General features: G+C 74.2%; 21 protein-coding genes. 13 read left to right on the forward strand and 8 right to left on the reverse strand.

From position 1 onward, the window contains the following. Window positions 1-633 carry an isochorismatase family protein gene (locus tag ACH4FX_RS33970; protein WP_398485297.1) on the forward strand — a complete coding sequence of 211 codons (633 nt, stop codon included), beginning with the start codon at window positions 1-3 and terminating at the stop codon, window positions 631-633. Window positions 634-727: 94 nt separating this feature from the next. On the opposite strand, the gene ACH4FX_RS33975 is transcribed toward ACH4FX_RS33970, so the two are convergent. The 4 genes from ACH4FX_RS33975 to ACH4FX_RS33990 all read right to left on the reverse strand — a co-directional run bounded on the left by ACH4FX_RS33975 (window position 728) and on the right by ACH4FX_RS33990 (window position 5,459). Further along, window positions 728-1,552, reverse strand: a complete 825-nt coding sequence (locus ACH4FX_RS33975) for a hypothetical protein (RefSeq protein ID WP_398485298.1) — start codon at window positions 1,550-1,552, stop codon at window positions 728-730. After that, window positions 1,552-2,832, reverse strand: a complete 1,281-nt coding sequence (locus tag ACH4FX_RS33980; protein WP_398485299.1) for a VWA domain-containing protein — start codon at window positions 2,830-2,832, stop codon at window positions 1,552-1,554. Before ACH4FX_RS33980 ends, ACH4FX_RS33975 begins: the two co-directional genes overlap by 1 nt. Before the next feature lie 130 nt (window positions 2,833-2,962). Further along, window positions 2,963-3,784, reverse strand: a complete 822-nt coding sequence (locus ACH4FX_RS33985; RefSeq protein WP_398485300.1) for a hypothetical protein — start codon at window positions 3,782-3,784, stop codon at window positions 2,963-2,965. A gap of 157 nt (window positions 3,785-3,941) precedes the next feature. After that, window positions 3,942-5,459 carry an SDR family oxidoreductase gene (locus ACH4FX_RS33990; RefSeq protein WP_398485301.1) on the reverse strand — a complete coding sequence of 506 codons (1,518 nt, stop codon included), beginning with the start codon at window positions 5,457-5,459 and terminating at the stop codon, window positions 3,942-3,944. 211 nt (window positions 5,460-5,670) lie between these two features. Between ACH4FX_RS33990 and ACH4FX_RS33995 the strand changes: the two genes are divergently transcribed. Continuing rightward, a complete protein-coding gene (locus tag ACH4FX_RS33995; protein ID WP_398485302.1) occupies window positions 5,671-6,855 on the forward strand; it encodes a serine hydrolase domain-containing protein in 1,185 nt (394 codons plus the stop codon). Between the two features lie 102 nt (window positions 6,856-6,957). Here ACH4FX_RS33995 and ACH4FX_RS34000 read toward each other — a convergent pair whose 3' ends face one another. Then, complete coding sequence (locus ACH4FX_RS34000; RefSeq protein WP_398485303.1) at window positions 6,958-7,287, reverse strand: putative quinol monooxygenase; 330 nt, start codon at window positions 7,285-7,287, stop codon at window positions 6,958-6,960. Window positions 7,288-7,497: 210 nt separating this feature from the next. Here ACH4FX_RS34000 and ACH4FX_RS34005 point away from each other — a divergent pair, with 210 nt between their 5' ends. Next, window positions 7,498-8,670, forward strand: coding sequence for an alpha/beta hydrolase family protein (locus tag ACH4FX_RS34005; protein ID WP_398485304.1), 1,173 nt, complete (start codon window positions 7,498-7,500; stop codon window positions 8,668-8,670). A gap of 12 nt (window positions 8,671-8,682) precedes the next feature. Here the strand turns inward: ACH4FX_RS34005 and ACH4FX_RS34010 are convergent, their stop codons facing one another. Then, window positions 8,683-10,194, reverse strand: a complete 1,512-nt coding sequence (locus ACH4FX_RS34010) for an alpha/beta hydrolase (RefSeq protein ID WP_398485305.1) — start codon at window positions 10,192-10,194, stop codon at window positions 8,683-8,685. Between the two features lie 185 nt (window positions 10,195-10,379). On the opposite strand from ACH4FX_RS34010, the gene ACH4FX_RS34015 reads away from it, so the two are divergent. The 10 genes from ACH4FX_RS34015 (at window position 10,380) to ACH4FX_RS34060 (ending at window position 22,379) form a co-directional block, all read left to right on the forward strand. Then, entirely contained in the window at window positions 10,380-11,639 is a 1,260-nt protein-coding gene (locus tag ACH4FX_RS34015; protein ID WP_398485306.1) for an ATP-grasp domain-containing protein, read from the forward strand. Beyond that, entirely contained in the window at window positions 11,636-12,523 is an 888-nt protein-coding gene (locus ACH4FX_RS34020) for a Rossmann-like domain-containing protein (RefSeq protein ID WP_398485307.1), read from the forward strand. The genes ACH4FX_RS34015 and ACH4FX_RS34020 overlap by 4 nt, the downstream gene beginning before the upstream one ends. Further along, complete coding sequence (locus tag ACH4FX_RS34025; RefSeq protein WP_398485308.1) at window positions 12,520-13,635, forward strand: PLP-dependent cysteine synthase family protein; 1,116 nt, start codon at window positions 12,520-12,522, stop codon at window positions 13,633-13,635. Before ACH4FX_RS34020 ends, ACH4FX_RS34025 begins: the two co-directional genes overlap by 4 nt. Further along, window positions 13,632-14,810, forward strand: a complete 1,179-nt coding sequence (locus ACH4FX_RS34030; RefSeq protein WP_398485309.1) for an enolase C-terminal domain-like protein — start codon at window positions 13,632-13,634, stop codon at window positions 14,808-14,810. The genes ACH4FX_RS34025 and ACH4FX_RS34030 overlap by 4 nt, the downstream gene beginning before the upstream one ends. Next, the gene (locus tag ACH4FX_RS34035; protein WP_398485310.1) at window positions 14,794-16,044 is read left to right on the forward strand and encodes an MFS transporter; all 1,251 of its coding nucleotides are present in this window, start codon (window positions 14,794-14,796) and stop codon (window positions 16,042-16,044) included. Before ACH4FX_RS34030 ends, ACH4FX_RS34035 begins: the two co-directional genes overlap by 17 nt. A 44-nt stretch (window positions 16,045-16,088) precedes the next feature. Further along, entirely contained in the window at window positions 16,089-16,922 is an 834-nt protein-coding gene (locus ACH4FX_RS34040) for a class I SAM-dependent DNA methyltransferase (protein WP_398485332.1), read from the forward strand. Between the two features lie 73 nt (window positions 16,923-16,995). Continuing rightward, window positions 16,996-18,594: an ABC transporter substrate-binding protein gene (locus tag ACH4FX_RS34045; RefSeq protein WP_398485311.1), complete on the forward strand. Its 1,599-nt coding sequence runs from the start codon at window positions 16,996-16,998 to the stop codon at window positions 18,592-18,594. A 149-nt stretch (window positions 18,595-18,743) separates the two neighbouring features. After that, entirely contained in the window at window positions 18,744-19,691 is a 948-nt protein-coding gene (locus ACH4FX_RS34050) for an ABC transporter permease (RefSeq protein WP_398485312.1), read from the forward strand. Window positions 19,692-19,821: 130 nt separating this feature from the next. Beyond that, a complete protein-coding gene (locus ACH4FX_RS34055; RefSeq protein ID WP_398485333.1) occupies window positions 19,822-20,727 on the forward strand; it encodes an ABC transporter permease in 906 nt (301 codons plus the stop codon). Then, window positions 20,724-22,379, forward strand: a complete 1,656-nt coding sequence (locus tag ACH4FX_RS34060; RefSeq protein ID WP_398485313.1) for an ABC transporter ATP-binding protein — start codon at window positions 20,724-20,726, stop codon at window positions 22,377-22,379. Before ACH4FX_RS34055 ends, ACH4FX_RS34060 begins: the two co-directional genes overlap by 4 nt. 307 nt (window positions 22,380-22,686) lie before the next feature. Here the strand turns inward: ACH4FX_RS34060 and ACH4FX_RS34065 are convergent, their stop codons facing one another. Together ACH4FX_RS34065 and ACH4FX_RS34070 are read right to left on the reverse strand one after the other, a co-directional pair. Continuing rightward, window positions 22,687-23,499 carry an APH(3') family aminoglycoside O-phosphotransferase gene (locus ACH4FX_RS34065; RefSeq protein ID WP_398485314.1) on the reverse strand — a complete coding sequence of 271 codons (813 nt, stop codon included), beginning with the start codon at window positions 23,497-23,499 and terminating at the stop codon, window positions 22,687-22,689. Between the two features lie 142 nt (window positions 23,500-23,641). After that, window positions 23,642-25,081: a cellulose binding domain-containing protein gene (locus tag ACH4FX_RS34070; RefSeq protein ID WP_398485315.1), complete on the reverse strand. Its 1,440-nt coding sequence runs from the start codon at window positions 25,079-25,081 to the stop codon at window positions 23,642-23,644. Window positions 25,082-25,153 lie beyond the last annotated feature (72 nt).

Genomic DNA, 25,153 nt, shown 5'->3' on the forward strand with positions numbered 1-25,153 from the left:
ATGGCCCTGCCCGCCATCGCCCCCTATCCCATGCCGTCCGCCGGCGACCTGCCCGCGAACCGCGTGGACTGGAAGGCCGACCCGTCGCGCGCCGTCCTGCTCGTCCACGACCTCCAGAACTACTTCCTGTCGGCCTTCGACACCCAGGCGTCCCCCGCCACCGACCTGCTGCGCAACGTCGCGGCGCTCAAGGAGCAGGCCGCCCGGCTCGGCATCCCCGTCCTCTACACCGCGCAGCCCGGCGGCCAGACCCCCGCCGAGCGCGGCCTCCAGCAGGACTTCTGGGGCCCCGGCCTGCCCGCCGACGAGCACGCCGCGGCCATCGCCGACGCGGTCGCCCCCGGCCCGGACGACACCGTGCTGACCAAGTGGAAGTACAGCGGCTTCGTCCGCACCGACCTGGAGGAGCGGCTGCGCGGCCTCGGCCGCGACCAGCTCGTGATCACCGGCGTCTACGCCCACATCGGCGTCCTGATGACCGCCTGCGACGCCTGGATGCGCGACCTCCAGGCGTTCCTCGTGGCCGACGCGGTGGCCGACTTCTCCGCGGAGGACCACGCGATGGCGCTGCGCTGGGCGGCCGGCAAGTGCGCCGTGGTCACCACCACCGCCACCGTCTTCGAAGAGAACTGACCACCGCGTCCCGGCCCGCCGGATTCCGTACGGCAGCGGGGCGGTGCGCGGACCACGTCCGCGTACCGCCCCGCTCGGCCGTCTCCGGGCGTCGTCAGGCGCCCGGCGGCACCCGCGGCGGACGGCCGGCGCCGCGCGTCAGGGAATACCCGAAGACCCCGGCGAGCGCCGCCAGCACGCCGCCCACCGCCGTCCACACCCACCGGTCGGACCACCGGCCCGAGGACCAGCCGCCCTCCGGCTCCAGCGCCCCGGCGGACCGCTTGCCCGCCGACGCGTTCTTGTCGTCCTTCGGGCCGGCGGTGGCCACACCCGGCACGAGCGGCGCGGACAGCTTGCCGTCCACGGCGTACGCACCGCCCGCCTGGTCCACGACCGGCTCGAACGCGGCCCGCACCGGCAGGCCCAGGTCGTCCTGCGGCAGGCCGGTGACCGTCAGCCGCACGTAGTAGGCGCCCGGCAGCGGGTCGTTGGACCACTGCTCCGCCCAGGACCGGACCGTGCGCAGCGTGCAGGACACTTCCACCGAGGCCGCGTCCGCTGCCGCCGCCCTGGTCTGCGCGCCGTAGGCGCACGCCTGACGGCGCCGCAGCCCGTCGTACACGTCGATCTGCCAGGTCGAGGCGCCGTGGCGGGCCGCCTTGGGCAGCGTCACCTTCGCCTTCATCGTGGCGCGCTGCCCGGTGTCCACCGGCACCACCCAGTACAGGTAGTCACCGGTGGACGCCCCGGCCGTCGCCCGCTGCCCCGGCTGGACCGGCGTCGCGGTACGGAACGAGGTCCCCGCCTCGGTCGGCCCGGCACCGCTGCCGCTGCTGCCCGGTGACGGCGACGGGCTGTCCGCCACCGCCGTGCCCGCCGCGCCGGACAGCGCGGCCCCCGCCAGCAGCGCGGCGGTCAGGAACGTACGCGTACGCATCAGTTGGTCCTCCAGACGGCGACACGCCAGCGCGAGAGCCAGCCCCACACGAGGCCGCCCACCAGACCGGTGAGCACCAGCGCGCCCAGCAGCCACCAGCCGCGGCCGAGCCCGAAGGAGGCGGCGTCCGAGGCGTCGGACGGCCCGTCCACGACGTCGATGGCCAGCTCCACCGGCAGGCCCGGCTCGGTCTTGACCGAGGCGGGGGCCGAGAAGGAGTTGCTGAGCTGGAGGCAGACCGTCTCCGGGGCGTCCTTCGCGGCACCGTCCGCGTTCTTCAGCGGCGCCTTCGGGTAGCGCAGCCCGGACGAGATGACGTCGGTGCGCCCGTCGCCCGCCTCCGAGCCGCGCACGATCTCCCGGCCGTGCACGGTCGAGGCCCGCAGCAGGATGCCGTGGTCGTTGTTGACGGCGCGGTCGGCGCCGATGCTCGCCGAGGCGCGCAGCTCCTGGCCGGGCCGCACCTCCACCCGGTACCAGCGGTGCTCGGCGAACTTCTCGCGGTCGCTGTAGAGGCCCGGCTTGAGCTCCGGGGCCTTGGCGCACTGCTCGGCGCCCTGGACCGCCACCGGGTTCACCACCGGATCGGCCGCCCGGTCCACCAACTGGTGCACGCGGTCCCGCAGTTCGCCGGTGTGCTGTACGGAGGTGTAGGTGCCGCCGGTGGCCTCCGCGATGCAGCTGAGCTGGTTGCGGGTCTTGGCGTCGGGCAGCAGCCCGAGCGTGTCCACGGTCAGGTGGACGCCCTTGGCGGCGATCTCCCGCGCCACCTCGCACGGGTCGAGCGGGGCGCAGGTGTCCTCGCCGTCCGTGATCAGCACGATCCGGCGGGTCGCGTCACCGCCCTTGAGGTCGTCGGCCGCGCCCAGCAGCGCCGGCCCGATCGGCGTCCACCCGGTGGGCGCGAGCGTCGCCACCGCGGTCTTCGCCTCGGTCCGGTCCAGCGGCCCGACCGGATAGAGCTGCTTGGTGTCCTTGCACCCGGTCTGCCGGTCGGGACCCGGGTAGTTCGCGCCGAGGGTACGGATACCGAGCTGCACCTCGCCCGGCACCGCGTCCAGCACCTCGTTGAACGCCTGCTTCGCCGCCGCCATCCGGGTCTGCCCGTCGATGTCGCGGGCCCGCATCGACCCGCTGACGTCGAGCACCAGCTCGACCTTGGGGGCGGGCTTCTTCGTATCCGGTTCGTCGGCGGCGGTGGCGGAGGTGGGGAGCAGCCCCACGGCCAAGGTGGCGAGCAGCCCGCACACCCCGGCCGCCAGCCGTTTTCTTATGATCATCGCCGGATCGTATTGATGATCGGGTACCGGTATCAAAACGGGCGGCTGCGGCCCGGGCGGTGACGGGACGCCGGCGCAGCGGTCCGCCCCGGTGAACCGTCGAGGTCACCGGGGCGGCAGGGGCGAGGGATCAGCGCCGGGCCCAGTCCACGATCAGCGTGGAGGTGGTGGCGTCGAACTTCTTCCAGCCGTAGGTGTCCGTCTCGTTCTGGGCCCCCAGGCCCAGCGTCATGGTCGGCCACTTGTTGTCCCGGGCGGCCCTGGCGCTGCGCGTGACGTTGAAGTACAGGTTGGCCGCCGGGCAGCCCTTGGGGCCCTTGGCGTCGACGACCGTGTCCAGCACCCGGTACCGGTCCCAGTTCCTGTTCACCGGGCTGTTCCACGTGGTGTGCTGGTTGACCGTACCGGTGTCCCGGATCTGGACGGGCGTCTTGCGGCACGACCAGGACCACGTGTTGAGGATGCGGAACCGGGCCCTGCTGATCGGGCCCGTGTTGTGCAGGTCCCTGCTGTTCATGGTGATGTACGAGCGCCAGGTGCCGCCCGTCTGGTTCTCGTGGCCGACGCGCGCGTCCTTCCCGGTCTTGGCCCAGTAGGACGTGTTGGGGTACTTCTTGTTGACGCTGGTCCACAGGCCCACGCCGCCTCGCGGCGCGCGGGTGGCGGGCAGGTGCAGCTCGGTGGTGTAGGTGCCGTTCGGGTTGGCGTACACATGCGCGGTCGGGGTGCGCTGCGACTGCACCTCCACACGGCGGTGGGTCTTCGCGGCCTGTTCCGAAGCCTTCTTCAGCTCGGCCTGCTGGGCCGCGGGCCGCGGGTCCTTCGCGTCCTGGGCGCCGGAGTCCGCGGCCAGGGCGGCCGGAGCGGCGAGGACGCCGGCGACGCCGCAGGCGAGCAGGGGGTACCACGGGCCGGATCGTCGCCAGCCGGTGCGGGAACGGGGTGCGGGCATGCTGTGCCTCCATTGCCGGGAGTGCCTGAACTACCCAAGCCCTTCCACGCGCGCCGCGTGTCGCGTCCTGCCTGCGTCCGACCGGGGACCCCGACCGGCCGGTAATCACCTGTTCGCCGGTATGTCGCACACGGAGGGTGACGGCGGCCGGGCCGCGTCAGCGCCCCTCGGCGGCACCCCGCTCCGCCTGCTCCCGCTCCCGGTCCGCCCGCTCCCGCGCCGCCGCCGCGATGTTGCGCGCCATCCCGCCGAACACCACCGAGTGGAACGGCGCCACGCCCCACCAGTACGCGTGGCCCGCCAGCCCGTGCGGGTGGAACACCGCCCGCTGCCGGTAGACCGTACGGCCCGCCGCGTCCCGGCCGGACCGCAGCTCCAGCCAGGCGAGCCCCGGCAGCCGCATCTCCGCCCGCAGCCGCAGCAGCCGGCCCCGCTCGATCTCCTCCACCCGCCAGAAGTCCAGCGAGTCACCGGCGCGCAGCCGCGCCGCGTCCCGCCGCCCCCGGCGCAGCCCGACGCCGCCCGCCAGCCGGTCCAGCCACCCCCGCAGCGCCCAGGCGAGCGGAAAGGAGTACCAGCCGTTCTCGCCGCCGATGCCCTCGATGACCTCCCACAGGGCCTCGGGCGGCGCGTCCACCACACACTGCCTGCGGTCGGTGTAGAGGCTGCCGCCCGCCCAGTCCGGGTCGGTCGGCAGCGGGTCGCTGGGGGCGCCGGGCACCGAGGCCGACGACCACCGGGTGGCCACCCGCGCCTCCCGTACGCGGCGCAGCGCCAGTTCCACCGCCCGGTCGAAGCCGGTCCGCCCGTCCGGCGGGTCCGGAACGTACCGCGCGATGTCGTCCTCCTGGACGACGGCCTCGTGGCGCAGCGACTCCGCCAGCGGGCGGGCAATGGCCGCCGGTACGGGCGTGACCAGCCCCACCCACAGGCTGGACAGGCCCGGCGTCAGCACCGGCACCGGCAGGATCAGACGGCGGGGGAGCGCGGCGACGCGCGCGTAGCGCTGCATCATCTGCCGGTACGTCAGCACGTCCGGGCCGCCGATGTCGAAGCCCCGGTTCACCTCGTCCGGCAGCCCGGCGCAGGCCACGAGGTAGTGCAGGACGTCCCGTACCGCGATCGGCTGGATGCGGGTGCGCACCCAGCTCGGCGTGACCATCACCGGCAGCCGCTCGGTCAGGTACCGCAGCATCTCGAAGGACGCCGAACCGGAGCCCATGATGACGGCGGCCCGCAGCACCGCGGTCGGCACACCCGACTCCAGCAGAATCCGGCCCACCTCGCCGCGGGACCGCAGGTGCGGCGACAGGTTCCGCTCCTCGGTGCCCCGGGGCACCGGGCCGCCCAGGTAGACGATCCGCCGCACCCCCGCCTCGCGCGCGCACGCCGCGAAGGTGCGGGCCGCCCGGCGGTCGGTCTCCTCGAAGTCCTTGCCGGTGCCCAGCGCGTGCACGAGGTAGTAGGCGACCCCGACGCCCTCCAGGGCCTCGGCCAGCGACCGCGCGTCCGTGACGTCCCCCCGCACCGTCTCCACCCGCCCGGCCCAGGGGTGGTCCCGCAGCTTGTCCGGCGTACGGGCCAGGCAGCGCACCGGGTGCCCCGCGGCCAGCAGCTCCGGCACCAGCCGTCCGCCGATGTACCCGGTGGCCCCGGTCACCAGACACCGTTCCATGCCGTGTCCCCTTGCCGCCGTGTCCGGCCACCGTCGTCACCGGCCGTCGCCGTATCGGTCCGTACCGGCCTGTCCCGGTCCGCCCCAGTCGGTACCCCTACCCGTACCTGTACCGGCGCCCCGAGCCGTCCACCGGTTGTGGTTTGCCCCACCACCGGAACGGGGGCCTGCCGGATGGGCGAACCCGGCGGCACCGCGCGACCATCACCCCATGACACGCCACCACCGTCGCGAGCGCACCGCCGGCGTGGCCGTGCTCGCCGTCCTCGGCCTGCTGCTCGTCGTGCTGCCGGGCCCGGCCACGGCCGCCGGCCAGGCCCGTGCCGACCGGCTCCAGCGCGACGCCGACGCCCTGCGCGACGCGGGTGTCACCGGTGTCGCCGTCCGCCTGCGCACCCCGGACGGCGTCCGTACGGCCACCAGCGGCACCGGTGACCTGACGACCGGCCGGCCGGTGCCGCGCGCGGGGTATCTCCGCATCGGCAGTACGACCAAGTCGTTCGTCGCCACCGTCGTCCTCCAACTCGTCGGCGAGGGCCGTCTCCGGCTCGACGACACGGTGGAGAAGTGGCTGCCCGGCATGGTCAGGGGGAACGGCAACGACGGCCGCGCCGTCACCCTGCGCCAGTTGCTCGGCCACACCAGCGGCCTGCCCGACTACGTCGCCGACGTGGCCCCTCGTGACAGCCGCGAGTTCGAGGCCCACCGGAACCGCTTCCACACCCCCGAGCAGCTGGTCGCCCTGGCCATGCGGCACCGCCCCGAGTTCCGCCCCGGCGCCCGCCACGGCTACTCGAACACCAACTACCTCCTGGCGGGCCTGATCGTGCGGGCCGCCACCGGTCACACCTGGCAGCACGAGGTCCGCACCCGCATCCTGCGTCCGCTCGGCCTGCGGCACACCGGCGCGCCCGAGGGCCGCCCGTCCTTCCCGCGTCCGCACGCCACCGAATACCAGCAGTTCGCACCCGGCGGCCCGTACGCCGACACCACCGCGCCGTACCTGCCCTTCGACACCGGTGCCGACGGCGCCATGATCAGCACGGCCGCCGACCTCGACCGGTTCTTCACCGCCCTGAACACCGGACGTCTGCTGGCCCCCGCCCAGCAGGCCGCGATGCGCCGCACCGTGGCGGTGCCGGACGGGCCCGGTGAGATACCCGGCAGCCGCGCCGGCCTCGGCCTCTTCAGCGTCCCGCTGTCCTGCGGCGGCGCCTACTGGGGCCACGGCGGCAGCGGCCTCGGCTACGTGGTCGAACCGGCGGCCACCCCCGACGGCCGCCGCACCGTCACCGTCTCCCTGCACAGCCGCCCGGCCGGCCAGGTCACCGCGGTACGGCAGCTGAAGGCCCTGCACACTCTCGTGGACCACGCCCTGTGCGGCATACCGCGCTGAACGGCCCGGCCCGCTGCCACGCGGGCCACTGCAAGGGGTTGTGGAGGACGTGCCCGCCCGGCGGGACGGGCCCGTCGCCCCGGGGCGTCGCGCCCCGGCCGCTCACGCCTCGCGCGGCGACAGCTCTCCCATGGCCGACCAGCCCTCGGCCTCGATCTCGCTGCTGATGATCTGCGGGGTGGTCTCGATGGCCCCGGCCATCGCCTCCAGGCCCGCCTTGAAGTGCGCGGAGTTCACGTGCTCGTCCCCGGCCTCGCGGTCGGCGAAGCCCTCGACCAGCACGAACTCGCGCGGGTTGTCGACACTGGTCGACCACTCGAAGAACAGGTTGCCCGGCTCCTGCCGGGTGGCCTGCGTGAAGTCGTCCACCAGCGACAGCCACGAGTCCTGGTACTCGGGCCGGACGGTGAACTTGACGACGATGAAGATCATGCTGGCTCCTGCACTGGTAACGGACCGGCCCGCGCCTGCGCGGCCGGGCGGACGGGCTGCCGCCCGCGTCGCCCCCATGGTGGGCGCACCCGCCCGCGCGCCGAAGCAGGATCGCCGCGCTTTCCGGCCCTCCCGGAAAATCCGGTGCACCGTGCCGCCGTACGTGGTCGGATGTGCTGCCCGCGGAACCGACGAGAGGACGGCAGCGCCATGGCGGACACCCGCGTCACCTCCCGGCCGGCGACCGGTGCGCCGCGCCCCGGCCGGGGCACCGCACCACGCCTGGAACTGCCCCCGCCCACCGGCCCCCGCGCGGTCGGCGTGCGCACCGTCCACCTGGTCGATGACGACCGGGAGGACCCGTTCCGGCCCGGCCGGCCCCGGGAGCTGATGGCCCAGCTGTGGTACCCGGCGCGGGCGGGGACCGGCGCGGTGCCGGGCCGGTACGTCTCCGCCGCGATGTCACCGCTGGTGGTCGGCGCGTGGGAGGACTGGTGGGCGGAGGAGCGCGGCTGCTCCGGGCTGCCGCGCGGCACCGCGGCCGGGGTCGCCGTGCACGGCGCGGCGGACGCACCGCCCGCGCCGGACGCGCGCGGCTGCCCGCTCGTCCTGCTGTCGCCCGGCCACGCGCAGTACCGCGCGGCGCTGACCGCCCTCGGGGAGGACCTGGCCTCCCGCGGCTTCCTCGTGGCGGCCCTGGACCACCCGTCGGACGCGCTCGGCGTGGAGTTCCCGGACGGCCGGATCGTGCCGTACCGCGAACCGGACGGACTCGCGGACGGGGACACCGGCGACCTCGCCACCCGCTACGTGCCGGTCCGGGCCGCCGACCTCCGCTTCGCCCGGACCCGGCTGACCGCCCCCGGTTTCTGGTGGCACGCCCTGCTCGACCCGTCCCGGGCGGGTGTCGCGGGCCACTCGCTGGGCGGCGCGGCCGCCGCCGAGGCCATGCGGCTCGACCCGGGGCTGGCGGCCGGTGCCGACCTGGACGGCACCCCGTACGGCGAGGTCCTGCGCACCGGACTGGAACGCCCTTTCCTGATCTGCCAGTTCACCGCGGACGACCCGGAGTACCCGGAGGAGCCCCGGGCGCGCGAGCGGCTGTGGCGCGGCCTGCGCGGACCGCGGCACCACCTGCTGGTGACCGGCGGCGGTCACGAGTCCGCCACCGACCTCGACGCCCTCGCCGGTCCCCTCGGCTTCCGCGAGTGCACCGACCCCGGGGATTACGCGGACGCGCTCGGCTCGCTGCCGGAGGGCCGCGGCGTCGAGATCACCCGCGCATGCGTCGGCGCGTTCTTCGAGCGGTATCTGTCGGGCGCGGAGGGGACGTGGTGCGACACCGGTGCGCCGCCCTTCCCCGAGGTGACGGCGGTGGGCTGAGGCCCGCCGGGGTCATCCGCGCGGCGACGGCTCCGGCAGCCCCGGGCCCGTGCAGTGCACGTCCCCGGCAGGCACGGTGCCCCCGACCAGGTAAGCGCCGACCGTGGAGTCCACGCACCCGTTGCCGCGGCTGGCGAAGACGCCGTGCGAGTAGTCGTCGTGCAGGGTGACCAGCCGCGAACCGGGGAGCACGCGGCCGAGGGCCCGCGCACCGGCGAGCGGCGTCACGGGGTCGTGGGCGGAGGCCACCAGCAGTGCCGGTGGTGCCGCGGGGCTGCCGAGCCGGGTGCGCTGCGCCGGGCGGGCGTGCCAGTACGCGCAGGCCGCCGCCTCCAGGCCGGTCAGTACGGGCTGCGGGTCCGCGCGCCGCAGCCGGCGGATGTCGGCGACGACCCGGCCCGGCGCGGGCCCCGGCCCGTCGGCGCACTTCACGGCGCGGTTGGCGGCCTCGTACGTGCGGGACTCGGGCCCGTCGAAGGGCGCGGCGGGCCGCAGCCGGTCCACGGTCCCCTCGTCCAGGTAGGCGCGCAGCCCGTCACCGAGGGCGGTCCAGCGTTCCGTACGGCCCAGGGCGCGGTAGACGGCCCGGTCGAAGGCCGCGGCGCCGAAACCGGACACCGGGCGCGCCGCCAGCCCGTCCCGCACCCGCTGGTACGCGGCGCGGACCTCACGCGCGGTGCCGCCGAGCCGGAACCGGGCGGCGTGCCGCGCCAGCCAGTCGAAGAGCACATCGCGCTGCCGCAGCAGGGCGTGCGCCTGCCGTACGTCGAAGTCGTGCCAGTCCTCCGGCCCGACCACGCTGTCCAGCACCAACTTGTCCACGCGGTGCGGGAACTCGGCCGCATACGCCGCGCCCAGGTACGTGCCGTACGAGACGCCGAGGTAGCTGATGCGCCGCTCGCCGAGCGCCGCGCGGACGGCGTCCATGTCACGCGCGGTCTCGCGCGTGGACAGATGGGGGAGGGCGGCGCCCGTGCCCGCCGCGCAGTCGGCGGCCAGCCGCCGCTGGGAATCCAGGTAGGCGCGCTCACCGGGCCGGTCGCGCGGTACGGGGTCGCCGCTGCCCGGGCTGTCGAAGAGCCCGCCCATCGGCCCGCAGTCGGCGGGGGCGCTGTGCCCGGTGCCGCGCGGGTCGAAGCCGATGACGTCGTAGGCGCGGCGCACCGCTTCCGGCAGTTTGGCGCGCTTGGTGACCGCGTACGGCAGCCCGGAGCCGCCCGGACCGCCGGGGTTGACGAGGAGGACCCCGCGCCGCTCGGCGGGCGTCCCCGAGGCCCGCACGCGGGAGACGGCTATCCGTATGCGATCACCGTCCGGACGGGTGTGGTCCAGCGGCACGCTCACCGTCCCGCACTCGACGCGCTCCGGTGGGGGAGGCGCGGGCACGGACGCCGGGCAAGGGCCGAAGCGCGGGGACGGGGCCGGAGCACCGGCGCGGGGCTCGGCGGCCGTGGCGGTGGACAGCGGGACGGCGCCGGTCAGGAGCGCGCAGAGCAGGGCGGTGCGCCGCAGGGCGGGTGGCATGGGGCTCGCAATCCATGGAGGGCTGAGGGCGCGGGCGGGCCTCGCGGGCGAAGAAAAGGCACCCCCACGAGGTGACAATGAAAATCATTACGGTTAGCATCGCGTTCGGTCAACACCGCACCACGGCCGCCGGGGCCTCCCTCCGGCGTGTCCGGAAGCGAAACCGCCTGCGCAGAAGGAGAGTTGTGGCGCATTTGCTGATGGTCGAGAGCTGGGTCGGGTCGATGGGCAGGCTGCTGCCCCGCGCCCTCCGCGAGGCCGGACACGACTTCACCTTCCTCACCCGCGACCTCCACCACTACCTGCGGTCCGCCCCCGAGGGCACCGCCCACCCGCTGCTGGCGGCCCGCAACGTGCTCACCGCCGACACCAACGACACCGACGCCCTGCTGCCGTACGCCGAACGCCTGCACGCGGCGCTGGACTTCGACGGCGTCCTCAGCTCGTGCGACTACTACCTGCCCGCCGTCGCCCGCATCGCCGCCCACCTCGGCCTGCCCGGACCCGCCCCCGAAGCCGTCGAGGCCGCCTGCCGCAAGGACGCCACCCGGCGCGCCCTGGAGGCGGCCGGTGTGCCCGGCCCCCGGTTCGCGGTGTGCGCCGACTGGGCGCGCACCGCCGAGGCGGCGCGCGAGATCGGCTTCCCGCTGGTGTTCAAGCCGGTGGACCTCTGTGCGGGCATGTACGTACGCCGCATCGAGGACGAGACCGGGCTGGCCCGCGCCCACCGGGAGCTGGCCGCCTTCCCCGTCAACGCGCGCGGCCAGCTCCGGGCCCCCGTGGTCCTGCTGGAAGAGCTGCTCGACGGGCCGGAGGTCAGCGTCGAGACCGTGTCGTACGACGGCGCGGTGCACGTGGTCGGGGTGACCGACAAGAGCGTGGGCGGCGCCCCGGCGTTCGTCGAGACGGGGCACATGTTCCCCGCCGCGCTGAGCCCCGCCGACGCCGCAGCGGCGGCGGAGACCGCCCGCGCCGCGCTCAAGGCGCTCGGCCTCGACCAGGTCGTCGCGCACACCGAGGTCAAACTCACCGCGGCCGGACCGCGCGTCGTCGAGGTCAACCCGCGGCCCGCCGGCAACCGCATCACCGAGCTGATACGCCACGTCACCGGCGTCGACCTGGCCGCCGCCTTCGTCGAGGTGGCGCTCGGCCGCGCACCGGACCTCGCGCCGCGCGAGACCGGGCTGCGCAGCGCCGCCATCGGCTTCCTCGTACCCGAACGCACCGGAGTGCTCCAGGAGATCACCGGCACCGACGGGCTCGACGCACGGCCCGGCGTGCTGGAGGTCCAGCTCGCCGCGCCCGGCAAGGCCGTCAAGGAGACCGGCAGCAACAACGGCTACCTGGGGCATGTCATGGCCGGTGACGGCGGCGGGCCGGGCGCCCGCGCCCGCGTCGAGGAACTGCTGGCCGGACTGTGTCCGCGGGTGGTGGACGGACGATGAGCCCGCAGGGACAGGGCGCGGTGGCCGACAGCGCCGTGCGGCCCGCGGCGGCCGGCTACCCGGACCTGGTACGCCGCGTACGGGCCGGCGAACTGGGGCCCGACCCCCGTACGCAGAAGATCGCGGTGGCCTTCACCACCAGCCAGGCCGTACGCCACGAGGGCCGCAGCGGCGGATACCGCAACGAGGTACTCAGCCTGCGCCTCGGCAGCGCGGTGGGCTCCTGCGCCGTGGAACCCGGCGCGCTGCCCGCCGCCGCGATCGACGACTGCGTCGGCGCCGACATCGCGACGCTCCTCGGCCACCCGCTCGCACCGGTACGCGTCGCCGCCCTGGACGCCTACCTGATGCACGCCTTCCCGCACACACCCGCCAACGGCGCCCAGCCCTGGGAGCTGCCCGCCGGCGACTCGCTCGCCAAGTCCCGGGCCCGCGCCCGGGGCGTCGCCGGGCTGCTGGCCGTCGCGCCCGGCCGCACCGTCCTGGTCGTCGGCGTCGTCAACTCGCTGCTGGAGGCGCTGCGCGCCCGCGGACTGACCTGCATACCGTGCGATCTCAAGGGCGGCCGCACCGAGTGGGGCGAGCCCATCCGCACCGACGCGCTCGCCGAACTGGACGGCTGCGACGCCGTACTGGCCTCCGGCATGACCCTCGGCAACGGCACCTTCGAGCCGCTGCGCGCCCACTGCGCGCGGCACGCCAAGCCGCTGGTGATGTTCGCCCAGACCGGCAGCGCCGTACTGCCCCGCCTGCTGGGCGCCGGGGTGAGCGCCGTGTGCGCCGAGCCGTACCCGTTCTTCTGGCTCGACGGCGGGCCCGGCGTCGTCCACCGCTACACCGGCGACGACGGCTACGCCCTGCGGCACCGGGGAGGCACCCGATGACCGCCGCCGTCCTCGGCGCGCCCGCCGCAAACCGGGACCTGCTCGCCCTCGTCGGCCGTACGCCGCTGGCCCGTATCACCGGCGATCTGCCCTGCCCGCACCCCGGCTTCTGGGCCAAGCTGGAAGGGCTCGGCGCGGGTGGCATGAAGGCGCGCGCCGCCGTCTCCATGCTGCTCGGCGCCCGCGAGCGGGGCGAACTGCGCCCCGGCGCGCCGGTCGTGGAGTCCACCTCCGGCACTCTCGGGGTCGGCCTGGCCTTCGCCGGGCAGGCCCTCGGCCACGACGTGGTCCTGGTCTGCGACAGCGAACTGGAGCCGTCCATGCGGCAGTTGCTGCGGGCCTACGGCGCGCGGCTGGAGATCGTCGACCGGCCGGCGCCGGAGGGCGGCTGGCAGGCCGCCCGGCTCGCCCGGCTGCGTGAACTGCGCGCCCTGCTGCCGCACGCGTACTGGCCCGACCAGTACAACAACCCCGACAATGCCGCGGGCTACGCCTCGCTCGCCGCCGAGCTGGCCGCCGCCCTCGACCACCTCGACGTCCTGGTGTGCAGCGTCGGCACCGGCGGCCACAGCGCCGGGATCATCGGCCCGCTGCGCCGCCACTGGCCCGCGCTGCGCCTCATCGGCGTGGACGCCACCGGCTCGACCATCTTCGGGCAGCCCGCCAGGACCCGCCTGATGCGCGGCCTCGGCAGCAGCATCCACCCGCGCAACGTCGCCTACGGGGCCTTCGACGAGGTGCACTGGGTGGGGCCCGCCGAGGCCGCAGACGCCTGCCGGCGGCTGGCCCGCGGCAGCTTCGTCAGCGGCGGCTGGAGCACCGGCGCCGTCGCACTGGTCGCCGCCTGGGCGGCCCGTGTGCACCCCGGCGCCGTCGTCGCCACCGTCTTCCCCGACGGCCTGCACCGCTACCTCGGCACCGTCTACGACGAGGACTTCGCCGCCGCCCACGGCCTGGACGGGCAGGCCGTCGCCACCCGCCCGGTGGAGATTCCGCACCCCACGGCGGCCGAGGCCACCGGCTGGGCGCGCTGCACCACCGTCGTCGATCCGCAGGCGCTGTCCGTACCGGCCGCATCGGTCGCACCGGCCGGGCGGGAGGGCACCGCATGAGGGGCACCCTGCGCGTCGTACGGCTGCGGCTCGCCGAGCCGCTGCGCATCTCGCGGTCGGTGACCGCCGAACGGGACGCCGTCTGGCTGTCCGTGGAACACCGCGGCCTGCGCGGCCACGGCGAAGCCGTCACCAGCGTCTACTACGGCCTCGACACCGGCACCCTGAGCCGCCTGCTGGCCGGTGCCGCCGTCGAACTCGGCCGCTTCGCCGACCCGGAGAGCGCCCTGGACGCCCTGCGCGCGGGCGAGCTGCCCGCCCAGGGCACGCCGCCCGCCGTCACCGCGGCCGTCGAATCGGCACTGCTCGACCTCGTCGGCAAGCGCGCCGGAAAGCCGGTCCACCAGCTGCTCGGCACCCCGGAGCGGCCCGTCGCGGCCACTGCCCGCACCATCGGCATCGTGCCCACCGAGCGGGCCCGGACACAGGCCCGGTGCCTGGCCGAGAGCGGCTTCACCGTGCTCAAGATCAAGGCCGGTACGGCGGACCCCGAGGACGACCTCGCCCGCGTACGGGCCGTACGGGACGCCGCTCCCACGGCGGCGCTGCTGCTCGACCCCAACGGCGCCTGGACACCGGAGCTGGCCGGGCGGCTGCTGCCGCGCTTCGCCGAACTCGGCGTCGCCGCCGTCGAACAGCCCACCCTCCCCGGCGACCCCGAAGCGCTCGCCCGGCTCGCCGCCCGCTCGCCGCTGCCCGTCATCGCCGACGAGGACGCCGTGGACCTCGCGGACGTCGAGCGGCTGGCCGGGCGGGTCCAGGGCGTCAACGTCAAGCTCGCCAAGTGCGGCGGCGTCCACGCGGCCCTGCGCATCGAGGAGCTGCTCGCGGGCAGCGGCACCCGGCTGATGCTCGGCTGCCTGACCGCCGGCACCCTCGGCATCGCCCCCGCCGTCCACCTCGCCGACCGGGCCCGCTGGGTCGATCTCGACGGGCACCTGCTCCTCGCGCACGACCCGTGGACCGGCATCGGCGGCACCGACGGGACCGTACGGGCCGGAACCGGCGCGGGCCTGGGCGTGCGGCCGGTGCCCCCGCGCGGGACGGACCGCGGCACCCCACCCGCGGCACAGCCCGCCGTACAGCCGACCGCACAGGCCACCCCTCAGCCGGTCGCGCAGCCCGTCGCACAGGACGTACAGAAGGAAAGGCACCACCGTGAAGACGTGGAGTGAGATGCGGGCCTTCCCGCTCGCCATCCGGCTCCTGCTGGTCAACCAGCTCGGCGTGAACATCGGCTTCTACCTGCTCATCCCGTACCTCGCCACCCACCTCGGCGAGGACCTGGGGATGTCCGCCGCCGTGGTCGGCATCGTGCTGGGCGTGCGCAACCTCAGCCAGCAGGGCCTGTTCATCCTGGGCGGCTCGGCCGCCGACCGGCTCGGGGCCCGCGGCGTGATCATCGCCGGCTGCGCGCTGCGCACCGTCGGCTTCGCGCTGTTCGCGCTCGGCGACGGGCTGCCCGTGCTGCTGGCAGCCTCCGTACTCAGCGGACTGGCCGGCGCCCTGTTCAACCCCGCGGTGCGCGCCTACCTGGCGGCCGAGGCGGGCGACCGCAAGGCCGAGGCGTTCGCCCTGTTCAACGTGTTCGCGACGACCGGTGCCCTGGTCGGGCCGCTGATCGGCAGCGCCCTGCTGCTCGTCGACTTCCGGGTCTCCGCCCTCACCGCCGCCGCGATCTTCGCCCTGCTCACCGCCGCGCAGGCCGCCGTCCTGCCCGCCCGCGAGGTACCCGCCGCGCAGGGCAGCGTGCTCGGCGACTGGCGCGAAGTCCTCGCCAACCGGGCCTTCCTGGCCTTCTCCCTCGCCATGGTCGGCATGTTCACCATGGAGAACCAGCTCTACCTGCTGCTCCCGGACGGCGCCCGGCGGGCCACCGGCTGGGACGGCGCGGCGGGCATCGTCTTCCTCGTCGGCACCCTCGCCAACCTCGCCTTCCAGATGCGGATCACCCGCTCCCTCAAGGAGCGCGGCACACGGGCGCGCTGGGTCGCCGTCGGGCTGGCCCTGATGGGCGTGGCGTTCGTCCCGCCGATGGCGGTGTCCGGAATGTCCGGGGCGGGCGGCGGTGCGGGCCGGGCGGCCCTCGCCCTCGTACCCGTGCTCGCCGGGGCGCTGCTCCTGTACGTCGGCGTCATGATCGCCCAGCCGTTCGTCATGGAACTGATACCGGAGTTCGGCCGCGCCGACCTGACCGGCACCTACTTCGGGATCTTCTACGTCGTCTCCGGCATCGCCGCTGCCGTCGGCAACACCGTCGTGGGCTGGGCCATGGACGCGGGTGCCCACGGCGCCCCGTGGCTGCCCTGGGCCTGCTGCCTCGTTTTCGGCCTCGCCTCGGCGGCGGGGGTCGGCTGGCTGCACCGGCTGCGGGCCCTGCCCGTACGGGCCGTGGCGGTGGCGGCATGAGGGAGGACATGGAGGGCGGGACGAGGGGAGACATGGGTGGCGGCATGGGCGGGAGCGCCGGTGCCGGAGTCAGGGCCGAGACCGCGGCCCGCAATCTGCTGACCGACAACCCCGCGCTGTACGAAGCGCGGTTCCCCGACCCGGAGCGGCTGGCCGCCCGCTGGACCGAGGACGTGCTGCGTACGCACGGTGCCGGGCCGAGCGTCCTCGACATCGGCTGCGGCACCGGGCGCGACGCCGCCCACCTGCACGCCACCGGCCGCACGGTCGTCGGCGCCGACCTGTCCGACGCGATGCTGGCGTACGCCCGCACCCACCACCCCGGGCCCCGCTACGTACGGGCCGACCTGCGCCGCTTCCGTCTCAAGGACCTCGCGGCGGAGCCTTTCGACGCGATCGTCTGCCTGGACAGCGCGCTGCTGTACTGCCACACCAACGACGAACTGGACGGCTTTCTGGACTCCTGCCGCCGCGCGCTGACGCCCGGCGGACTGCTGGTGGCGGAAATGCGCAACGGCGCATTCTTCCTCGGCCGTACCGAATTGCTGGACGCGCCGCAGATCCGCGGCTTCACATGGCACGGCACCGTCCACCGGTCCGTCACCACCCTCACCGTGGACCGGGCCGCCCAACTGCTGCGTCGGCGGCGGGTGTGGAGCACGGAGGACGGCGCGCCACCTGTCGAACAGCACTCCGCGTGGCGGCTGCTGTTCCCCCAGGAACTGCGGTACGCGCTCGCCGCGCACGGCTTCACGGTGTCGGCCCTGCACGACGGGCCGGGCCCGCGTACGGAGCCGCCCTGGCAGCCCGGCTCGCCCCCCGGCGGTTCCGCCGACGGGGACCGGCTGCACCTGGTGGCGCGGCTGGGTGACGCCTGAACTCCCGGCTCCTGCCCCTGATCCCTCAGAGCCTGTGGCTCATCCCACCCACTCACACGAGGCGAGACCCACCATGACCGAACTCCCCTCCTCCGCCCGGGAAACCGACGGATTTCCCGGTCTGCGCCGGCGCGGTTTCCTGGCCGCGACCGCGGGCGCCACGGCCGCCACCGGCCTCGTCCTGGCCGGCTGCGGCACCGGGCCCGGGACCTCGGGAGCCGAAGGCGGCCGTCCCCGGCGCGGCGGCCGGCTGCGCGCCGCCTTCGCCGGGGGCGGCGCCTCCGAAACCCTCGACCCGCACCTGGGCAACCTCTTCGCCGACGCCGCCCGCGCCAAGGCCCTCTACGACAAGCTGGCCGACTGCGGCACCGACATGGCCGCCCGCCCCCGCCTGGCCGCCAAGTGGGAGCCCAACGACTCCCTGGACCGCTGGCGGATCACCCTGCGCAAGGCGTCCTTCCACGACGGCAGGCCGGTCACCGCCGAGGACGTCCTCTACAGCTTCCGCCGCATAGCCGATCCCAAGAAGGCGTACCGCGCCAAGGCGTCCCTGGAGCCCATCGACCTCGCCGCCAGCCGGGCGGTGTCCCCGGACACCGTCGAGTTCCGGCTGAAGCGTCCCACCGCCGAATTCCCCAACGTCCTGGCCGCGTTCGGCGCGTACATCATTCCGAACGGCACGACCACGGCGGACTTCGCCCGTCCCGTCGGCTCCGGCCCCTTCCGCTTTGTCTCCTTCGCCCCGGGCCGCTCCTGCGTCGTCAAGCGCAACGACGCCTACTGGGACGGCGCCCCCCACCTGGACGAGCTGGAATTCGTCGTCGCCAACGAGGAGTCGGCACGCGTCAACGCCCTGCTCGGCGGCCAGGTCGAATACGCCCACGAACTCAACCCCACCACCGCCCGCGCCCACGAAGGCAGGGGCCGGATCGAGATCGTCCGGCTGCGCAACAGCGCCATGCAGTCCTTCGCGATGAAGACCGACCGCGCCCCGTTCGACGACAAGCGGGTCCGCGAGGCGTTCTTCCTCACCGCCGACCGCAGGGAACTGGTCGACGGCGCGCTCTCCGGAGCCGGCGAGATCGGCAACGACCTGTTCGGCAAGGGCTACGAGTACTACGCCGGCGACCTGCCGCAACGCCACCAGGACCTCGACCGGGCCCGCCACCTCCTCAAGCAGGCCGGTGCCGAGGACCTGCGCATCACCCTCGACACCTCGCCCGTCGCCGCCGGGTTCACCGAAGCGGCCGGCATCTTCCGCGACCAGGCCGCCAAGGCGGGCGTCACCGTACGGGTCAAGTCCGGCAGCAAGGACAGCTACTGGAGCGACATCCTCGACTCCGGCACCGTGTGCTGCTACCGCTCCGGCGCCATGCCCATCGAGTCGCACATCTCGCAGCGGCTGCTGAGCGGTTCGACGACCAACGCCACCAAGTGGCACCACAAGGACTTCGACGCCCTGTACCAGCAGGCCCAGTCCACCAAGGACAAGAAGGACCGCGCGGCGGTGTACGGGCGGATGCAGCGCCGCCTGTACGCCGAAGGCGGCTTCCTGGTATGGGGCTTCGCGGACTGGATCGTGGGCACGTCCCGCCGGGTGCACGGCGTGGCGCGCGACGCGCCCGCCAACACGCTGGACTGGGCGCGCTTCGACAAGGTGTGGCTGGCGTGAGCGCATTGGCTGCGCTGCGGACGGCGGCGGGGGTGTTGGGGGTGGCCGGGGCGTCGGGGCGGTCGGGGGCGTCCGGGGCGTCCGGACCACTCGGACCACCCGGGCCTTCCGGCCCCTCCGGGGCGTTCGTCCGACGTGCCGTACCGGCCGTGCTGCGGTCCTGGCTCGCGCGTCGGCTGCTGCTCGGTGTCGCGCAGACCGCCGCCGTCGTGCTGCTGGTCTTCGCGCTCACCGAGGCGCTGCCCGGGGACGCGGCCGTCGCCCTGGCGGGAGACCAGCCCGACCCGGCCCGCATCGCGGCCATCCGTACGGAACTGGGCCTGGACCGCCCGGCCGCCGAACGGTTCGCCGACTGGGTGCTCGGGCTGCTGCACGGCGACCTCGGAACGTCACTGGCCTCCGGCCGGCCCGTCGTCACCTACCTCGCCGACGGGTTCGGGCCCACCCTGCTGCTCGCCGCCATCACCGTGGTGCTGCTGGTGCCGGCCGGGGTCGGGCTCGGCGTGCTGGCCGCGCGCCGGGAGGGCTCGTTCGCCGACCGGCTCGTCAGCTCCGCGACCCTCGCCGTGTACGCCGTACCGGAGTTCGCCCTCGGCGTCCTCCTGGTCACCCTGTTCGCGCTCCGGCTGGGCTGGCTGCCGCCGACCGCCGTCGGCTTCGGCGGCGATCTGCTCGCCCATCCGGCCGTCCTCGTCCTGCCCGTCCTCGTACTGCTCTCCCGACCGGTGTGTTCGATCAGCCGCCTGGTACGGGCCGGCATGATCGACGCGCTGCGCTCCCCGTACGTCCGGCAGGCGACCCGTTACGGCCTGTCCGCCGCGCGCGTCCGGTACCTGCACGCCCTGCCGAACGCCCTCGCGCCCGCCGCCCAGCAGCTCGCCCGGACCGTCGACTGGCTGCTGTGCGGAGTGATCGTCGTCGAGGCGCTGTTCGTGATTCCCGGCCTGGGCACCGTCCTGATGAACGCGGTCGCCGAACGCGACGTCCCGGTGGTCCAGGGCCTCGCCGTGGTCTTCGGCTTCATCGCGGTCGTCCTCAACCTGGGCGCCGACCTGGTCGCCCGCAGGCTGGCACCACGCGCGGGGGTGGCGGCCTGATGGCGGGACGGACGGGTTCGCCGACGGGGCGCACGGGCCTGATTACGGGGTGGTCCACGGGATGGCCGGGCCTGCTGTCTACGGGATGGCCGAGCCTGATGAAGGGGCGGACGACTTGACGACACCGCTGATGACGCGGACGAAGCGGTGGCCCGGGTGGGCCGGATCGGTGATCGCCGGGGGGCCGCTGCTGCTCGCCCTCCTGGGCCCGCTGTTCGCGGGCGGCGCCGGGCCGCGCGCCGCCTCCTTCACCCTCGGCGGCGGCCACTGGCTCGGCACCGACTTCGTCGGCCGCGACGTGTGGCGGCAGATCCTGCTCGGCGGGCAGTCGGTGGTGCTCGTCGCGCTGGCCGCGACGATCCTCGCCTACGCGGTCGCCGTACCGCTGGGGCTGGCCGCCGCCCTCACCCACCGCGCCTGGCTCGAAGAGCTGCTGATGCGCCCGCTCGACGTACTGCTCGCCGTGCCGTCGCTGCTGCTGATCCTGCTGGTCGCGGCGGTCTTCTCGCCGGGCGCCGTGGGTCTCGCGCTGCTGGTGGCCCTGGTCAACATCCCGGACGCGGCCCGGATCGTACGCGCCGCCGCCTCCGAAGCCGCCGCCCGCCCCGCCGTCGAGGCGCTGCGCATGCAGGGCGAGACCTGGTGGCGTACGGCGGTCGGCTACGTCGGCCGGTCCGCGCTGCGCACCTTCGCCGCCGACGCGGGCGTACGGCTGACCGGCGTCCTCTACCTCGTCGCCACCGCCGCGTTCCTGGGAGTGGGCGTGGAACCGGACGCGGCCGACTGGGCGGTCATGGTCGACCGCAACCGCACCGGGCTCTTCGTACAGCCCTGGGCCGTGGTCGTGCCCGCGCTCCTGATCGTGGCCCTGTCGATGGGCGGCAACCTGCTCTTCGACGCGCTCCTGGAGGGCGAGGGGCGGGGTCGGGGGAGACGTGGCGTAGGGGAGCGCGCCGTACGAGGACGTGCCGTACGGGAAGGGGCGGCGCGAGAACCCGGCCGCCCCCACGACACAACGAAGGAGGGCCGCCGGTGAACACGGCAGCGAACGTCGTCGCCGAGGTCGACGACCTGCGGGTCGAGGTCGGCGGCCGGGCCGTCGTCGACGGAGTGAGCCTGCGGGTCCGCGCGGGTGCGGTGACCGCCCTGGTCGGCGCCTCCGGCAGCGGCAAGACCACGACGGGCCTGGCCCTCCTCGGCGCCTGCCCGCCGGACGCCCGGGTCGCGGGCACCGTCACCGTCGCCGACGGCTTGGTCGGCCATGTGCCCCAGCACCCGGCGGCGGTCCTCAACCCCGCCCGCCGGACCGGCGCCCTGCTGACCGACATCGCCCGTAGCCAGGTACGCCACCTCCCGCGCCGAGAACGCGCCAAGGCCGCAGACCTGCGTATCACCGACGCCCTGGCCCGCGCCCAACTCACGGACGGCGCCGAACTCCTGCGCCGCTACCCGCACCAGCTGTCCGGCGGCCAGCAACAACGCGTTGTACTCGCCCAGGCCCTGCTGCTCGGCGCCCGGGTCGTCGTCGCCGACGAGCCGACGACCGGGCAGGACGCCCTCACCAAACGCCGCATCGTGGCGGAGCTGGTCTCGGTCGTCGAGCAGGGCATCGGCATCCTGCTGCTGAGCCACGACCTGGACGTCGTACGAGAACTGGCCGACGAGATCGTCGTCCTCAAGGACGGCCGGGTTGTCGAGTCGGGGCCGGCGGACCAGGTGGCGTCGGCATCCCGGCACGCATGGACGCGCAGGCTGTTCGCGGCCGGGGCGGCAGCCGCTCGGGAGCGGGCCGAATCCGAGCCTGACACCGTCCCGACGACTGAACCGGCCCCCGACGCCAACCCGACCCCCACCTTGGAAGTGCAGAACCTGACCGCTCGCCATAAAAGGCACACCCGTGCCTCTCCCTTGCGCTCTTCGGGGCCCCGCTATTCGGACCGCCGCGCCGTGGACGTACTGCGCGACGTCTCCCTCCAGGTCCGGCCCGGCCGGCGGGTGGCGGTCGTCGGCCGGTCGGGCAGCGGCAAGACCACGCTCGGCCGATGCCTGGCAGGTCTGCACCGCGCGTACGAAGGTGAAATCCTCCTCGACGGCGTGCCGCTGCCGCGCAGCCTGCGCGACCGTACGCCCGCGCAACTCGCCGCAGTGCAGTACGTCTTCCAGGACGCACAGGCGTCCTTCGACGAACACCGCACGCTACTGGCGCAGGTCGCCCGCACGGCGATCCGCCTGCGCGGAGCCGCCCCCACGGACGCCACACGGGAGGCCGCGGAACTGCTCGCCGAAGTCGGGCTCGGCGAACAGCACCTCCACAGTCGCCCAGGGCGGCTCTCCGGGGGCGAACTCCAGCGCGCCGCGCTCGCCCGCGCCCTGCTCGCCCGCCCCCGCGTCCTGATCTGCGACGAGATCACCTCGGGCCTGGACACGGTCACCCGGCACGGCATCCTCGCCGTCCTCGGCCGACAGCTACGCGAACAGCCGGACCTGGCGCTGATCTGGATCACCCACGACCTCAGCACGGTCACCGCCGTCACCGCGGTCACCACGGCCGACCGGATGCTGGTCCTGGACGCGGGCGACGTGGTCGAACAAGGCCCCGCCACCCGCATCCTCACCGAGCCCGGCCACCCCTTCACAGCCGCCCTCATCGAGGCGTCGACAAACCCGCGGACGGCTTCTCCGGCGTAGGCGCAGCGGAGGACGTCTCGTGCCCTGCCGGCCCGGAGGAGCGCCCAGAGCCCGCACTCGTCGTGGACCGCTCCGACGGGCCGGGCAGCGGCCGTCCTGCGAACCGCAGGAAAGGCTCACGGCGTCCGCTCGGCGATCTCCGCCTGGACCCGGGCAGCCCGCGTGCCGCCCCGCCCGGCCACCCAACTCGCCAGAACGGCCGTACCACCCGTCACGGACGCGATCGCCGGCGTCCACACTGTGCTGTCACCCACGCGACGCAACCCCACCGAGCCACCCCCCCCCCTGCATCACCGGCATCACCACATCAGAAGAACTCGTCCAAGAGCCGGTAGAACGCCAGCTTTTCCTCCGATACCACCTCCTCTCCCTCCCGGCCGCGGCCGTACTCCCGCAAGAACGCCGCCACACACTCCGGCCCGAACCACGGGTCCTCCTCGTGAGCCAACTCGCGCAGCACCAGGGCAAGGTCGGAGTGCCGGTCAGCCCGGCCGACCCGGCCCACGTCGATCAGCCCGGTCACCTGACAGGTACGGGGATCGAGCAGCACGTTGTCCGGGCACAGGTCGCCGTGGCAGACGGCCAGGTCCTCCGTCGCCGGACGGGTCCGCTCCAGCTCCGCGAGAAGCCGCTCTCCCGACCACCCCTCCCTCTCCTCGTCCAGTTCCGCCAGATCGACGTTCCCTTCCGCGACGGCTCTGGCGGCCTGCGGCATCGTCACCGCGAGGCTGCGGTCGAACGGGCAGCGCTCCCAGTCCAGCTCATGCAGGGAACGAGCGATGCGTGCGAGTGCGACGGCCACGTCCTGCCGCTGCCGCAGCGGCCACCGCGCACTGGCCGGACGCCCGGGAACCACCTCGGTGACCAGCCAAGCGACCCTTCCCTCCTCGCCGCTCTCCACGGCACGCGGTACGGGAACCCCCTGTGCCGCCAGCCACACCAGACGCTCGGCCTCAGCGGACAGACTCAGACCGGATGCCACGGCAGCACCGGCGGGCGCCAACTTGGCGAACAACTCCCGCGCACCGCCCCTGAGCCGGTACACAGCGGCCCCCGAGGCCCCGTCACCCACACGAACCCACTCGTGCCCGGCGTACCTACGACGCAACACACTGTCCATACCCCGGGATTCTCCGACAGCGGAGATCACAACGCACCCGAGTTCCCCACGCCACCCGGCGGGAGCGGGCGAGGCCGCCGGCCTGTTCCCGCATTCGACGGCGGTTCACGGGCGGCCCGGAGACCGCCCGGATGCGCCCCGGTCAGGACTTGGGCAGGGTGTTGACGTAGTGGGTGCCGGCGCCGTGGAAGCCGTCCACGGCCTTCTGGACGTCCGCGAGGGGCATGGCCCGGCCGGACTGGCCGTAGACCCAGTCCACCAGCATGTTCCAGGTACGCGGGCCCTTGAACGGGAGGTCCACCAGCCACGCGCTGAAGTGGATGCCCATGCGCTCGCGCGGGAAGCCCTTGGCTGCGCTGAACACCTCGCGGCCGTCCACCGAGTAGCTGACCTTCCCGTCCATCGCGGTGATCATCAGGGTGTGCCAGCCCCGCAGGCTCTGCTTCGTGGCGCGGGTGGCCCGGTCCCCCTGCTTGCTGCTGCCCCAGCTGGTGGTGTCGAGCCGGGGTCCCGGCGCGCCCCACCCGCCGTTGGGCATGTACTCGTAGTCGAGCTCGCTGTACTTCTTCGACGCGTGGTCGGGCGAGATCGCGAAGAAGGACTCGTTGATGTGGTCGCCGTTGCGGCCCACCGCGGGCCTGTCGCTGAAGTAGACCCGGGCGGCCAGGGTTCCCGTGAAGAAGGTGGCCTTGGTGTTCTCCAGCTCGGACTGCCGGGTGCCCGCCTTGGTCCCGTCGGAGGTGACCCGCAGCTGGAGCGCCTGGCCCTCCTGGGACTTGTCGTCGGACGGGAAGCTGACGTTCGCCTTCGACCAGGTGCTGCGGATGCCCGGGCCGCCGCCGCTGGTACGGGCCCGCCAGCCGTTGGCGGCGAGCGCGGGGTCGTCGGCGCCGGTGTAGTGGAAGCTGTCGAACAGCACGCCCTCGGGCGCGGCCGCCGCCGTGCCCGCCGTGCCCGCCGTGGGCTTGTCGGCGCCGCCCGGCTCCTTGCCCCAGGCCAGCGCGCCGCGCACGTAAGCGGTCACCTTCTTGGCGTCCGTGAAGTGGGTGGCGGTGGCGTCGAAGGAGTGGTCGTTCTTCTGGTTCAGCTCTTTGTGGTCGAGGCGGTAGAGCTGAAGACCTATCGCCTCGGTGGATTTGCCGGGCGCCAGGCTTCCGGCCTCCGGAGAGAAACCGACCTCCAGGTAATGGCTCGCGTCGGGCGCCGGGGAGGAGAGCGCTCCCGTCTTCTGTGTGATGTGGGAGCAACCCAGATACGTCTGGAAGCAATTCGAGCCGTACTGGGAAGCGCCGTCCGCGGAGAAGTAGTACCGCACGCTCACATCGCTCAGGGCCACGGTCTTCTTGGACGTGTTGACGACTTCCAGCCAGGGTTTGGCCACGGCGGCGGAGGCCGGGGCGCCATTCCGGTAGTGGACGGCGAGTTGCACCCCTTCGGCACCTCCGGAGCCCTTGGCCCCTTCCGAGCCCTCGGATTCCCACGGGGGATAGAGCGCGGTGAAAACACCGGCGAACACGGCCCCGATGAGGATCAGCGGCATGAGCCACCCGCGACGACGTGGGGTGTGGTGGCTACGGCTCACGGATACTCCTGGAGGGGACACATGGGTGGTACAGGTGCACACGGCACATCGGTGCCGGTCGGTCATCGTAAC

It is taken from the genome of Streptomyces sp. NPDC018019 (assembly GCF_044327805.1).
Lineage (GTDB): Bacteria > Actinomycetota > Actinomycetes > Streptomycetales > Streptomycetaceae > Streptomyces.